Raw genomic sequence first — 13,620 nt, forward strand, 5'->3', positions numbered from 1 at the left:
GGCAACTGCGGATATGCCCACGATCGTGGGCAGAACTGTGGATGCCGGCGGGCGACGACACCAGGTTGCGTCAGACCAGCCCGTGCCGATGTGCCAGCACCACTACCTGGACGCGGTCTCGCAGGTGAAGTTTGGACAGCAGGTTGGAGACATGGGTCTTGACCGTCGCCTCGCCCAGCCAGAGGCGCTCGGCGATCTCGCCGTTCGACAGACCCGTGCCCACCAGTTCCAGGACTTCCCGCTCGCGAGGGGTGAGGGTGGCGATCGCGCCGTCGGCCGTGGCGTTCGACGCCGCTGCCCCGGTCGGCGCTGCCGACCCGTTCGAGGTGGGCCGCCCGTCGGGGGCGGCGATCCCGCTCGCCCTGCCCGATCCGTGAGATGTCGGCACTCCGTGCGGCGACGCCGGCAGCCCACCGGAACCCGCACCCGCACCCGCCCCGCCGTCGACCATCTGCCGGATCACCCGCCGGGTGATCTCCGGCGCGAGGAGCGCGTGGCCCGCCGCGACGGTGCGGACGGCCTCGACCATGCGTTCCGCATCGGAGTTCTTCAGCAGGAAGCCGCTCGCCCCCGCAGACAGGGCCTGGAACACGTACTCGTCGTTGTCGAAGGTGGTCAGGACCAGCACCCGCGCGAGGTCGTCGGCCACGAAGCGGCGGGTCGCCTCGATCCCGTCCATGACGGGCATCTGCACGTCCATGAGGGCGACGTCGGGCCGTAGCTCCCGGGCGAGCTCGACGGCCTCGGCGCCGTCGGCGGCCTCGCCGACCACCTCGATGTCGTCCTCCACCGAGAGGATGAGGGAGAAACCGGACCGGACGAGCTGCTGGTCGTCCACGAGCAGGACACGGATCACGAGTGGGCCCCCTCGGCCTCGGAGGATTCGGAGAGTTCGGCTGCCGGGAGGCCGGGCAGGGGCAGCCGGACCCGGACACGGAACCCCACGGTCGCGCGTGGTCCGGCCTCGACCTCCCCGTCGTGCGCGGTGGCACGTTCGCGGATGCCCACCAGTCCGAGGCCGCTCCCCGATGTCCCGGGACGCCGGTGGCCGTCGTCGAGCACCTCGACCTCGGCCCAGCCGTGCGGCATCGCGGAGTCCCCGCGCCGGTCGACGCGGAGCGTGACCGACGCGCCCTGCGCCGTGGAGTGCTTCCGCACGTTGTTCAACGCCTCCTGGGCGGTGCGGTAGAGCGCCGCACCGATCGGTCCGGGAACGGTCGCGCTCGCCCCGCCCGGTTCCTCGACCAGCCGGTACACGCAGGTCAGGCCGTCCGTCGCGTCTTCGGCGAGCACGGCGATGCCGGCGAGGTTCGCGGTGCTGGCGGAATCCGCCGGCGAGATGTCGCCCGGCCGTGTCCCGTCCACCTGCCGCAGGGTCCCGACCAGCCCGCGCATCTGCTCGACACCCTCCCGGGACGACTTCTCGATCACGCTCAGCGCCTCCGTGGCCTTGACCGGATCCTTGGTCAGCACCCGCCGGGCCGCGGCCGCCTGGACGCCGATGACGGAGACGTGGTGCGCGACGACGTCGTGCAGCTCGCGCGCGATCCGCAGCCGCTCCTCCAGGACCGCGTGATCCCGGAGCACCTGTGCCTGTCGTTCGATCGTGGCGGTCTGCTCGGCGACCTGCCGTCGGCGGCGGGCGCCGTGCCAGGCGAGCTGGCCCAGGATGATCGCGCCCCCGAAGTAGGCGACGTTCAGCAGGAGCTGGTAGAGCGTCACCGCCACCCACGGGGAGACCAGTCCGGGGCTCTCACCGCCGACCTGCTCCAGGAATTCGTCACGCACGGCGGCGTCGCTGATCTGGACCGCGATCCAGCCGAACATCGTCAGCAGCACCACGCCGACCGCGATCAGCATCGCGCGGCGGTCCCGGGCCCACGCCACCCCCGAGTACAGCGCCATGAAGTAGGTGACCTGAAGCGGGGCGACCTGCGTCACCGCGTTGTTGAACAGCCCCGTCCCGAGAAAGAACGCATACACGGTCAGCATGGCGATGATCGGGTACCGCCGCCGCCACGCCAGCGGAACCGCCGTCACCCCGGCGAGGAGGTGGGGGAGCCACTCGGGGCTCCGGGGCGTGCCGCCCATCTCGAACATCCCGGCGCTGCGCCCCAGCTCGGTCGCCGCGACGGTCAGCGCGACGATGCAGGCTCCGACGATGAGGTCGTTCCGGTAGGCGCGGCTCGGGTCGTCGGGGACGTGCTCCCAGTCGTCGTCGACGCCGAACCATCGCGCGAGTCGGGCAAGGCTGTTCACGGACCCCACCCTAGATGTCCGACGACGCCGGCGGCCTCCCCCTGCGGTCGGAGCCGCCTCGGGGCGGGGTGGCTTCTGCCGTGCTCCGGATGCGTGCGCCGCCGCGCACTGCGGGGGTTCGGCGACGTGGCGCCGTGTCTCCCCGCCCGGCGGTCGCGGCACGGGTACGTGGCGACGTCCTGCGGCCCGCGCTCCCCTGGTCAGAACCCGCCGAAGCGGGCCAGGGCGTCCTCGCCGACGACGTCGTCCGCGAGCAACTCGGCCTCGGCACGCGGGACGTCACCCAGTGCCTCGTCCAGGACTCGCAGGTGCTCCTCCTCCCGCGCGCGGCGGGCGTCCAGCAACGCGCCCGCGCCCGCCGGGGAGCGCTTGTTGACGACCAGCGCACCGACGTCGACCCCGAGCTTCGTCAGGTGCTCGTGCAGCTCGATCGTCTCCAGCACGGGAAGCCGTTCGGCGGCGAGGACCAGCACGAACGACGTCGTGGCCGGGTCGGTCAGTACCTCGCGCAGCCGCTCGAACCGGGTCCGGCGGCGGAGCAGCACGCGCCGGATCTCGTCGTCGCGTTCGGCTCGCGGGTCTCGCCGGCCGACGAGCTCACCCACTCCGTCGTCGTCCGCGTCGTCGCGCGTCAGGCCGCGGAGCGCGGCCCCGAATCTCGCGGACCGCTCCTGCCTGCGCAGCAGGCCCTCGGTCCAGGCGGACATCGTCTCGGGCAGCGCCATCAGGCGGGCCGTATGACCCGAGGGCGCGGTGTCGAAGACGACGAGGTCGTACTCGGCGAGGCCGGTCTCGACCGCGTCGGCGATGCGTTCCAGGATGGCGGCCTCGTGCGTGCCGGGCGCCTCCCGCGCCAGCTCCAGATGCCGCGTGACCTCCCCGGACAGCCGCTCCGGCATGAGCCGCCGCAACGTCCGCCCGACCTCGTCAAGATGCTGTTCTACGGTGCCGCCGGGATCGATCTCGACCCCGTCGACATGCCCGCCTCCGCCGCCCATACCCTCACCGGCCGGCGTCGACCACGCCATTTCTGTCGACCACGCCATTCTGCCTGGTGGCTGCGCTCCCACGGGGCGAGATGGCGTGGTCGCGCGCGGGCGCAGGCGTGGGTGGGGTGTGGTGGTGAGGCGGGTGGGGGTGTCGGCGAGGGGGCGGCCCCACAGGTGGCCCAGGTTGTGGGCCGGGTCCGTCGAGACCAGGAGGACCCGGCGTCCCGCGCGGGCCTGGGCGAGCGCCAGTGCGGACGCCACCGTCGTTTTCCCGACGCCGCCCTTGCCGCCCGCGAACAGCACGCGCACCCGCGAGGCGACGCCCCGCAGTGTGTTCCCGCCAGGTCCGCTCAGAAGCCCGCCCGCACCACCGCCGTCGGGCCGCCGGCCCGTGCTCGTGGCCGGGTCGGCGGGCAATCCGCGACCGCCGTCGAACCGTCCGGTCATGTTCGGCCTCCGGTCAGCAGCACGACACGTGTTCCAGCGGCGAGCGGTCCATCCCCATGCGGGTGTGCCACTCGTGGACCCGCTCGTGGACGAGCGGCAGGAGCTCGATCGTGTAGTACGACGCCGGGTTGGGCACCCCGAGCGCCTCGGACAGCACGATGAGGGTGAACAGGTCGTCCTCCTCACGCTGCGCACGCGTGAAGGTGCGGCGGTAGGGCGCGACGTAGAACTCCCGGAGTCCCTCCGAGAGGCCGCGCCACCACCGCCGCGCCGTGCTCACCGCGTCAGTTCTCCGAGCCGCTCGCCGACGACGGTGCTGCCGCGGTCTCGGCGTCGTCCGTGATCTCGGGCCCGCGCCACGCCTTCACCATGGCGATGGCGGCCTCGAGGGCGACCCAGAGGGAGGCGACGAGAATGATCACGTCGAGCACGAGCTGCAGCCACTGGCCGTTCGCGGCGAACGCACCGAGCTGCACGATCAGCGCGTACACCGACATGATCAGCACGAACACCAGCGGCACCAGCGCCGGCAGGGGGTTCCGCTTGCGCTGCAGCAGGATCACCGCGATCACCGCGAGGGTGAGGGACGCGAGCAGCTGGTTCGTGGTGCCGAACAGCGGCCAGATGACCTGCAGACCGCCCTCGCCGCCGGCGCCCATGCTGAACGTGATGCCCATCGCGACGGCCACGGCCACGACCGTGCCGACGATCTTGTTGACGCGCAGGCCCATGAGGTCGCCCGCCTCCTGCACCACGAAGCGGGACAGGCGCACGCCCGTGTCCATCGTGGTCGCGGCGAACAGGATCGCCGTGGTCGCGAGGATGGTGGCGGACAGGCCGTCGGGGATGCCCAGGCCCGCGTTGACGATCGTCGCGCCGCCGGAGACGAACGCGCCCACGCCGCCGTTGCCGAACTCGGCGTACGTCTCTTCCCAGTTGGCGAGGGTCGCGAAGCCCGCGGTCGCGGCGATGATCGCGCCGAGCGCGAGCAGACCCTCGCCGACGGCGCCGAAGTAGCCGACGAAGCGTGCGTCCGTCTCCTTGTCGAGCTGCTTGGCCGACGTGCCCGACGACACCATGCCGTGGAAGCCGGAGATCGCACCGCAGGCGATGGTGACGAACAGCAGCGGGACGAGACTCGGGGTCCCCTCGGGCAGGTTCGAGTTCACCGCCGGAGCGACGACGGCAGGGCTCGCGATGAGGACCGCGCCGTAGAGGATGCCGAGGGCGATGAAGAGCTGGACGCCGTTGATGTAGTCGCGCGGCTGCAGCAGCACGTGCACCGGCAGCAGCGAGGCCACTCCGGCGTACAGGAACAGCAGCGTCAGCCAGAACGGTGCCGCGGAACCCTCCGGCAGCACGATCGGGACCGCGTCACCCAGCAGGATCAGCGCGTACAGCGCGACGACGCCGAGCACCGTGGTCAGCGCGAGGTTCATGCGCCAGCGGTAGATCATCTGGCCCACCACGATCGCCACGACGATCGCGCCCCAGGTCGGGATGACGGCCGTGGGGGTGGCGATGAGCAGGTTCTTGATGACCGTCGCGAACGCGGCGTTCACCATGAGCAGCAGCAGGAAGATGACCACCAGGAACAACGAGCGGCCACGCGCGCCGATGTAGCGGCCCGACAGCATGCCCATCGACTGGCCGCGGTTGCGGGCCGACGCCCACAGGGCACCCATGTCGTGCATGCCCGCGAAGAAGACGGTGCCGATGGTGACCCACAGGAACGCCGGCAGCCAGCCCCAGATCACGGCCACGGCCGGGCCGACGATCGGTGCCGCGCCCGCGACGGAGGTGAAATGGTGGCCCCACAGCACGAACTTGTTGGTGGGGACGTAGTCCACGCCGTCGTTCATGGTGTGCGCGGGTGTGGCGTATTCCGGGTCCAGCCGGTACACGCGGCTCGCGAGGTACTTCGAGTAGAGGAAGTACCCCCCGAGCACCATGGCGATGCCGATCACCGCCAGGAGAAGGGAGTTCACGGGTTGCTCCGATCTGTCGTCGTTGACATCCGATGCCCGGCTGCGACGCTGCACCCAAGCTTGGACCAAACGTTACCGATCACGAACTGTACGACAACACAACATGTTCCGGATTCACGGCTTCCCACAAGGTGAAGGCCGATCAGCCGTCGGACATCCTGGACTTGGGGGTAGTTTGCTTCCTGTGACGACCATCGCCGCTCCCACACGGACCACAACCCACACCGTGCTGAGGTATGCCGCCGCGTTCCTGGTCTGTTCCTCCGCGATCCTGCTGTTCGCCGTGCATATCAGGCCCGTGGCGTACGTACCGCTCGTCCTGGGTGTCGCCCTGGGCCTGTGGATCGACCGCGCCCTCGGGAAGGACCTGGCCCTGATCGCCGTCGGGCTCGGCATCATCTCGACGATCTCCCTGGCCGCGGAGCTGTCGAACGTCAGGATGCTGCAGTTCACGCTCGCGCTGGGCGGCGCGGTGCTCGTGCCGTGGTTGCTCGCCCGGTACGTGGTGGGGCACGACGCCGTGAAATTCCCCGTCGCGACCGGGCAACGCTGGGGGCGAGGACAGTGGGCGTACCTCGCCATCGTCGTCGTGGTGGGGTACCTGATCCTGCCGCCCTACTTCCTGGGATCGGGGGCGTACCTCAACTGGCCCGACCTCGAGGGCGACCAGGACATCTGGCGCCTGTTCATCGGGGTCAACGCCGTCGGGATCTGGGACGAGCTGTTCTTCATCTGCGTCTGCTTCGCCCTGCTCTGCCGGCACTTCCCCGTGTGGCACGCGAACGTGCTCCAGTCGCTGATCTTCGTGTCGTTCCTGTGGGAGCTCGGCTACCGCGAGTGGGGCCCGCTGCTGACGATCCCGTTCGCGCTGGTCCAGGGCTGGATCTTCGCGAAGTTCAAGTCCCTGCCGTACGTCGTGACGGTCCACCTGCTGTTCGACGCCGTCGTCTTCGCCGTCCTGGTCCACGGGCACCACCCGCACCTCTTCGACATCTTCCTCACGGCGCCGTAGGGCCACATGCGCCGGGTGACGTGGGCAGGAGGTTGCTTACGGGCCAGGAGCCTGCTTGCATTTCAGCGGCTCGAGCCGTAAGCAACCTCATGGCTGGCCTCACAGCTGCCCCAGCACCTCCAGCAGTTCCTCCACCTCGCCGCGGATCCGCTGTCGTTCCGCCGTCGCGAGGGCGATCGCGTCCGGGTCCATGCCGTCGGCGATCTCGTCGTCGACCGGCTGGAGGCCGCCGTAGTGGTGCTCGATCAGCGCGCCGATCAGCGCCGCGTCGAACGCCGCGCCGTCCAGCCGCGCCATCTGCGTGACCTGCTCGGGCGTCAGCATGCCGTGGTCGGTTTCGGTGCCGTGCACGTGGGTCAGCCCCGCCGGCGCGCGCGGGCCGGACCCGTCGCCGTTGCCGTCGTCGCCGGCCCCCTCCAGGCCGTCGGCTTCGTACAGCGCCAGCGCGGTCGTCGCGGAGGCGGGCACCGGCACCATCCGGTCGCGGAGCCAGCTGGCCAGGGCATCGGTCTGCTCGGCCGACGTCGTCCCGACGTCGTGCGCGAGCTCCAGGACGTGCGCGTTCTCGCTGCGGTTCGGCGCGAGCGACGCCAGTTCCACCGCCTGCGCGTTGTGCTCGGCCATGACCTGCGCGTAGATCCGGTCCGTGTCGTTGTAGCCCTCCGCCGCCTGCTGTGCGGGAACCGCGATGCCGAGCCAGTATGCGAGCGCGAGGGCCGCGGCGAAGCCACCCGCCACGATCGCGCCCATGATGCGCAGGCGCTTGCGCAGGTCGTAGTCGCCCGACGACGGAGCGGGGGGAGAGTCGCCACCCGGCGCGCCGTCGTCGAGCAGGGCGTCGGAGGACGGCACGGGACTCATACCGGGAGAATCCCACACAACGCGGCAGGGCCGCCATCACCGCGAGGTGATGACGGCCCTGCCGGGCAACGGCTCAGAATCGCTGCTGAGCCTGCGGGTTGAGCGACCACAGGCGCCTGGCCCTGCGGTCGATGGACGGGTCGAGCTTGAACGTGTCGAAGCCGACCGACAGGTCGTTCGAGTACACGTAGCCGTTGTAGTAGTACGACGACCACGTGCCGCCACCGCTGAGGCCCGCACCGCGGTCGAACCACGCGAGCTCCTCGGGGTTCTCGGAGTCCGTGAAGTCGAACACCGAGGTGCCGCCCTGGTACCAGGACTGGACCATGAGGTCCTTGCCCTTGACCGGGATCAGCGACCCGTTGTGCGCCACGCAGTTCTCGTTCTCGGTGTTGGTGCGCGGGATCTTGTAGTACGACTTGAAGACGAGCTCCTTGCCCCACTTCCAGTGCTGGCCCTTGCCCTTGCCGTGGCCCCAGGTGCGCTCGATGTCGTAGATGCCGTTGGCGCCCTGCTCCGGCCGGAACTCGTCCGTGCAGGTCGCGAGGCCGCCACCACCGAGCTCGTCCGTGAAGACGACCTTGGTGCCGTCGTTGTTGAACGTGGCCGAGTGCCAGAACGCGAAGTTCTCGGTGTCACGCACGCTGCTGATGACCTTCGGGTCCTCCCGGTCGGAGATGTCCAGGAGGATGCCGTCACCCATGCACGCGCCCGCCGCGAGGTCGAGCTGCACGTAGGTGGTGATGTCGTGGCAGCCCGACGTCGAGTAGTAGCTGTCCGGGCCCGACGGCGACTCGTAGCCACCGTCCGGGAACAGGACCGGCTCGGCGACGACCTCCGCCGCCTCCAGGTTCCGCGTCGGGATCTTGACGACCGAGATCAGGTCGTGCGGCGGCTGGCAGTTCGCGAGCTGGTCGCTCGGGAAGTACGACGAGACGTAGACGTAGAGGTCCTTGCCTCGCTTGGTCGGCGCCAGGGAGTGGGTGTGCGAACCGCAGTCCGTCGCCACCGACTTCACGTACTGGGGGTCCAGCGGATCCGAGATGTCCCAGATCTTGATGCCCTCCCAGTAGTTCTGCAGGTCGGACGTGGGCTCGCTGTCGCACGAGTCGTCCGTGCGGCGCGAGTCGGTGGACAGCACCAGGATGTCCTTGTACACCGAGATGTCGTTCTGGCCGCCCGGGCAGTACACCTGGAGCACCTGGACCGGCTCGGCGCGGTTCGACAGGTCGTAGACGGTGAAGCCGTCGTAGTTCCCGGCGAACGCGTACTTGCCCTGGAACGCGATGTCGGAGCCGGTGCTCTGGATCGATCCGTTCTTCGGGACGTTGCTCGTGTGCTCCATGTTGAAGCTCTCGACCTCGCCCGGCGGAACGTCGGGGTCGACGGCCACCTCGGACGTCGTGGACATGGCCGCCTCCGAACCGGCTCCATCACCGGGTTCGGCCGACGCCAGCGGTGCCACCGTTGCCACGGCCGCAGTCGCCAGGGTGAGCGACAGAGCAGCTCCAGCGGCGCCCCTCAGGTGGGATCTCTTCAGGGTTGATCGACGCACGCGCGTCACACCTCCTTGCTAGGGTCGTTTGTGAGTCTTGCGCCCTATCAAGGTTTCGTCCAGCATTCGCGGATATTTTTTACACGCCGGTGACAGAGATCGCGAGATGATCTTCCCGTGACACGAGGCAACACGAACAATTCTCCAGTTCGAGGACGACGTCGGCCGTGGTGGCGCCGGGCGGCCGGGGCCGGCCTGCTCGCGGCCGCGCTGGCACTGCCGGCCGCCTGCACTCCCGCGGCCGACGATCCGGAGGCAGTCTCGACGCCGTCGTCGATGGTGCTCAAACCCGGAAAGCCGGGAGAGCCCGCCGAGACCGTGGCCCCCGAGGACTTCGACGGCGTCCCCGTCGAGGACGGCTGGAACGAGGCGGACGCAGAGTTCATGACCGGGATGATCTACCACCATGACCAGGCGGTGGTGATGACCGCGTGGGTGCCGGAACAGGCGGCGTCGGAACAGCTCAAGAGATTTGCCGACCGGATGTACAACACGCAGAGGGCCGAGATCAGGTTGATGTCGGACTGGCTGACCGATCGCGATCAGCCCGTGCCCGTGATCGCGGAGAACGAGGACGGCACCGGGCCGCGCCTCCCGGAGGGCTCGCACGACCACGAGCCGGTGCTCCAGCCGGGCATGCTGACCGACGCCGAGATGGCCGAACTGGAGGCCGCCTCCGGCGAGGAATTCGATCGCCTGTTCCTCGAGGGCATGATCAAGCACCACAAGGGCGCGATCTCCATGTGCTCGGACGTGGCCGGCACGGGCATCGACCAGATGATCCAGGAGCTGGCGGCCAACATCGGCGTCGACCAGGCGGCCGAGATCGACCGCATGGAGGACATGCTGACGGAGCTGTGAAGCGATGAATGAGTGAACCAGGAGGTTGCTTTCGCCATGAACGGCCGAAGCGAAAGCAACCTCGTGGCGCACCTCTCTCCGCTCACGTCAGGTGGTCGAAATCCCCTCGGGTCCACGCCGCGTGGCGTTCCGCCGAGCGGTGCACGACGGCGCGGGCGTCGGAGGCGATGATCCCGTCGAAGTTGTTGTAGAGCCGGTCGAAGTCGAACCGGCCGACGTGGTCCGCGATCCGCAGCACCACGTTCCCCGACAGCGGGAGGCGGTTCGGGTAGCTGCGCATGAACGAGACCGTCTTCCGGTCCGGGTTGGCGAAGATCGTGTCGCCGGTCAGCAGCACGCCGCGCCCCTCCGCGCCTGCCGCCCAGTACGCCACCGCGTTGCCGGGGAAGTGCCCGCCGGGCTGCGTGATCGTGACACCGGGCAGGATCTCCCGGTTCTCCTTCCAGGTCTCGACCGCCGCGTCCGGCCGCGCCACCCACTCGGCGTCGGCCTCGCTGACCAGCACCGGGACGCCGCCGAACCGCCGGCTCCACTCGACCTGCACGCCGTACATGTGCGGGTGGCTCGCCACGATGAAGGCCAGCCCGCCGAGCTGCTCGACGGCGGCCACGGCGTCGTCGTCGATGTAGCCGGGGACGTCGAACATGAGGTTGCCGCCCGGCGTGCGGACGATCTTCGGGGTGGGGCCGATGCCGACGTCGGGGACGGTGTGCAGGCCGAACAGGTCCGGCTCGAACTCGAAGACCTCGATGCGCTGGCCGACGGCGGACAGCTCGTCGAGGGTGGTCCAGTGCTGCCCGTCGGCGGGGACCCACTGCCGTTCGTCGTCGCAGATCGCGCAGACGGCGGGTCGCTCGGCGTGCTCGACGCCGCAGGTGCTGCAGATCCAGAAGGTCATGCTCGCCACGTTACGACCTCGACAGAGGTTGAGGTCAACGGGTCCCGCACCGGCGGCCTGAGAATCGCGCGGGTGTCGAGCGGTCGGTCTGTTGTCGGACGATCGGTCGCTCGGGGAGCCGACTTCTCGACATCGGACCGACCGCTCGGCACTCGGCCGACCGCATCGCCGCTCCACGCCGCCGTCCGCCGGCGGAACCCGTCGGCAGGGGGAGGCGACTCCGTCTCGCGGACGATCCCCTCCGTCGCGTCGTCGCCCTAGCGTGAGGTGCATGAGCACAGCACACCAGGGGGACGACCTCGAGGTCAGGTCCCTCGTCCGCGTCTTCGGGGCGGGTGACCGCGCGGTCCGCGCGGTCGATGGCGTCTCGTTCCGCGCACCGGCCGGCCGGCTGACAGGGTTCGTGGGCGGCAACGGGGCAGGCAAGACGTCGACCATGCGGATGATGATGGGGGTCCTGGCGCCGACGTCGGGCGAGACGCTGTTCGGCGGCCGGCCGATCACCGCGGCGGACCGCCGAGCGTTCGGCTACATGCCCGAGGAACGCGGCCTCTACCCGAAGCAGGCCGTGCTCGACCAGCTCGTCTACCTCGGGCGGCTGCGCGGCATCCCCGCGGCGACCGCGCGGGCCGAGGTCCTCGACCAGCTGGCACGGCTCGGCCTGGCCGACCGCGCGAAGGAACACGTGGAGAAGCTGTCGCTCGGCAACCAGCAGCGCGTGCAGATCATCGCGGCGCTCATGGGGTCGCCCCGCGCCCTCATCCTGGACGAGCCGTTCAGCGGTCTCGACCCGGCAGCCGTCGACGGCATGGCCGACCTGCTGCGCGAGCACACCGCGCGCGGCGTGCCGGTGCTGTTCTCCTCGCACCAGCTCGACCTCGTGGAGCGGTTGTGCGAGCGGCTCGTGATCCTGCGGCGAGGCGAGGTCGTCGCCGACGGCACGCCCGCCGAGCTCTCCGTGCGCGGCACCGTGCGCCATCGCCTCGTGCTGTCGGGCGACGCCGGCTGGGTGCGGAGCGTGCCCGGCGTCCGCGCGGTCGACGTCGACGGCTCCGTCGCACTGATCGAGGTGTCCGACGACGACGGCGTCGGCCGCCGGCTGCTGCACTCCGCCCTGGAGCGCGGGGACGTCCGCGAGTTCTCCCCCGTGCGCCCGAGCCTGACCGAGATCTACCGAGAGGTTGCTGCCTGATGCGCGGACGAGACGAATCCCCCGCCTGGCTGATCGTCATGCAGCGCGAGATCGTCGCGCGCGTGATGAACAAGGCATACCTGTTCGGGCTCCTGGTCACGGTGCTGCTCATCGCGGGCATCGCCGGGTTCTTCGCGTGGCAGGCCCAGCAGACCGACACCTATGACGTGGCCGTCACCGCCGGTGACGAAGCGGCCGTTGCCGCCGTCGACCAGGCCGCGGCCGAGGTGCGGGAGGCCGGTGGCGAGCTCACCGCGCACGAGGTCCCGGACGCCCGCGCGGCGCGCGCCGCGCTCGAGGACGAGACCGCCGACGTGTGGCTCAGCAGCGGGCAGGACGGCTGGACCCTGTCCGGCTGGCGCGAGCCGAGCGGGGGCCTCACGCGGCTCCTCACGCCCGTCGTCGAACGGGTGACGGTGACGGAGCACGCACAGGTCCTGGGGACGAGTTTCGACGAGCTCGCCGCGGGTGGCGAACTGGTCACGGAGCGGCTCGACGGTAGCGCCGTCGAACCGGGCGTGGTGCAGTTCGCGAGCTTCGCGCTGGCGTTCCTGTTCTTCATGGGGGCCATCGGCTCCGGGCAGATGATCGCGGCCAGCGTCGTGGAGGAGAAGCAGTCGCGGCTCGTGGAGATCATCGCGTCGGCCGTGCCCTTGCGGCACGTTCTCGCGGGCAAGGTGCTCGGCAACTCGGCGATCGCGCTGGCGCAGAACGTGCTGTTCGCGTCGGTGGGACTGGTCGGGCTGGCCCTGACGGACTTCAAGGCCGCGGTGCCGACGATGACGGCATCGCTGGGCTGGTTCGTCGTGTTCTTCACCGTGGGCTTCGTGGCGGTCGCGTCGCTGTACGCGATGGGGGGCGCGCTCGCGTCCCGCACGGAGGACCTGCAGGGCACCACCGCGCCCATGACCGTGGTGCTCATGGCCGTCTACCTGACCACGTTCGGCGCCGACGGGACCCTGGAGCGGGTGCTGTCGTTCGTCCCGGTCACGTCGATCGTCTCGATGCCGGTACGCGTGCTGTCCGGGGGTGCGGCCTGGTGGGAGCCGGTCGTGTCGCTCGTCCTGCTCGCGGCGTTCGCCGCCGGGGCGGTGCTGGTCTCCGAGAAGGCGTACCGCCGGGCGTTGCTGCAGACCGGCGGGCGCATGGGCTGGAGGCAGGCGCTGCGCGCGGGGTGAGATGAAGGTAGGTCACGAGACTGTCCCGTGGTGGCAACACGGGTGAAACTCCTGGACTCCAGCATGGGAACGCGTGGGCGAACAGCCCGCAGTTGCCACCTGAGGAGGCCGACATGGATGCCGTGACCCGGATGAAGTCAATCGTCTCAGCCGCCGAGCGTTCCCGGACGCGGACGCCGGAACACGATCGCGAGCTCGCGGTCGCGCAGGATCGGCGGAACGCCGGCGACGCGCTGACCTGCGACCCGCAGGACCGCAAGCGCCGTGCCAACGCCGCCCTGCTGGACCTCGTCGTGGAGACGGCGGCGAAGCGGGGCCTCTGACAGGCGATGCCTGCCCGCACAGCGGCGAGGAGCGGCATCGGCGGCAGGGCAGTGGAC

At 70.2% G+C, this 13,620-nt stretch carries 13 protein-coding genes; 5 read left to right on the top strand and 8 right to left on the bottom strand.

The genetic code is table 11. The features are described 5' to 3' along the window. Positions 1 to 70 precede the first annotated feature (70 nt). The 5 genes from ACYVK5_RS01590 to ACYVK5_RS01610 all read right to left on the bottom strand — a co-directional run bounded on the left by ACYVK5_RS01590 (position 71) and on the right by ACYVK5_RS01610 (position 5,683). Positions 71 to 856: a response regulator gene (locus ACYVK5_RS01590; protein ID WP_460701533.1), complete on the bottom strand. Its 786-nt coding sequence runs from the start codon at positions 854 to 856 to the stop codon at positions 71 to 73. Further along, positions 853 to 2,259 (bottom strand): sensor histidine kinase, encoded by a 1,407-nt coding sequence (locus tag ACYVK5_RS01595; protein WP_460701534.1) that lies wholly within the window; start codon positions 2,257 to 2,259, stop codon positions 853 to 855. Before ACYVK5_RS01595 ends, ACYVK5_RS01590 begins: the two co-directional genes overlap by 4 nt. A gap of 200 nt (positions 2,260 to 2,459) precedes the next feature. Further along, positions 2,460 to 3,695, bottom strand: coding sequence for an ArsA family ATPase (locus ACYVK5_RS01600; protein ID WP_460701535.1), 1,236 nt, complete (start codon positions 3,693 to 3,695; stop codon positions 2,460 to 2,462). Between the two features lie 13 nt (positions 3,696 to 3,708). Beyond that, entirely contained in the window at positions 3,709 to 3,975 is a 267-nt protein-coding gene (locus ACYVK5_RS01605) for a cory-CC-star protein (protein WP_460701536.1), read from the bottom strand. A gap of 4 nt (positions 3,976 to 3,979) precedes the next feature. Further along, on the bottom strand, positions 3,980 to 5,683 hold the full coding sequence (locus tag ACYVK5_RS01610) for a carbon starvation CstA family protein (RefSeq protein WP_460701537.1): 1,704 nt from the start codon (positions 5,681 to 5,683) through the stop codon (positions 3,980 to 3,982). 184 nt (positions 5,684 to 5,867) lie between these two features. Between ACYVK5_RS01610 and ACYVK5_RS01615 the strand changes: the two genes are divergently transcribed. Beyond that, the gene (locus ACYVK5_RS01615; RefSeq protein ID WP_460701538.1) at positions 5,868 to 6,695 is read left to right on the top strand and encodes a CPBP family intramembrane glutamic endopeptidase; all 828 of its coding nucleotides are present in this window, start codon (positions 5,868 to 5,870) and stop codon (positions 6,693 to 6,695) included. A gap of 99 nt (positions 6,696 to 6,794) precedes the next feature. Here the strand turns inward: ACYVK5_RS01615 and ACYVK5_RS01620 are convergent, their stop codons facing one another. Both ACYVK5_RS01620 and ACYVK5_RS01625 read right to left on the bottom strand, forming a co-directional pair. After that, a complete protein-coding gene (locus tag ACYVK5_RS01620; RefSeq protein WP_460701539.1) occupies positions 6,795 to 7,556 on the bottom strand; it encodes a DUF305 domain-containing protein in 762 nt (253 codons plus the stop codon). A gap of 73 nt (positions 7,557 to 7,629) precedes the next feature. Beyond that, on the bottom strand, positions 7,630 to 8,967 hold the full coding sequence (locus ACYVK5_RS01625) for an LVIVD repeat-containing protein (protein WP_460701540.1): 1,338 nt from the start codon (positions 8,965 to 8,967) through the stop codon (positions 7,630 to 7,632). A gap of 261 nt (positions 8,968 to 9,228) precedes the next feature. Between ACYVK5_RS01625 and ACYVK5_RS01630 the strand changes: the two genes are divergently transcribed. Next, positions 9,229 to 9,972 carry a DUF305 domain-containing protein gene (locus ACYVK5_RS01630; RefSeq protein WP_460701541.1) on the top strand — a complete coding sequence of 248 codons (744 nt, stop codon included), beginning with the start codon at positions 9,229 to 9,231 and terminating at the stop codon, positions 9,970 to 9,972. Between the two features lie 82 nt (positions 9,973 to 10,054). Here the strand turns inward: ACYVK5_RS01630 and ACYVK5_RS01635 are convergent, their stop codons facing one another. Further along, the gene (locus tag ACYVK5_RS01635) at positions 10,055 to 10,870 is read right to left on the bottom strand and encodes an MBL fold metallo-hydrolase (RefSeq protein WP_460701542.1); all 816 of its coding nucleotides are present in this window, start codon (positions 10,868 to 10,870) and stop codon (positions 10,055 to 10,057) included. Between the two features lie 271 nt (positions 10,871 to 11,141). Here ACYVK5_RS01635 and ACYVK5_RS01640 point away from each other — a divergent pair, with 271 nt between their 5' ends. From ACYVK5_RS01640 to ACYVK5_RS01650, 3 genes are all read left to right on the top strand, one after another. Further along, a complete protein-coding gene (locus tag ACYVK5_RS01640) occupies positions 11,142 to 12,062 on the top strand; it encodes an ABC transporter ATP-binding protein (RefSeq protein WP_460701543.1) in 921 nt (306 codons plus the stop codon). Continuing rightward, positions 12,062 to 13,240 (top strand): ABC transporter permease, encoded by a 1,179-nt coding sequence (locus ACYVK5_RS01645; protein ID WP_460701544.1) that lies wholly within the window; start codon positions 12,062 to 12,064, stop codon positions 13,238 to 13,240. The genes ACYVK5_RS01640 and ACYVK5_RS01645 overlap by 1 nt, the downstream gene beginning before the upstream one ends. 113 nt (positions 13,241 to 13,353) lie before the next feature. Beyond that, entirely contained in the window at positions 13,354 to 13,563 is a 210-nt protein-coding gene (locus tag ACYVK5_RS01650) for a hypothetical protein (protein ID WP_460701545.1), read from the top strand. Positions 13,564 to 13,620: the final 57 nt, after the last annotated feature.

The sequence above is a fragment of the Myceligenerans halotolerans genome (genome assembly GCF_054782975.1).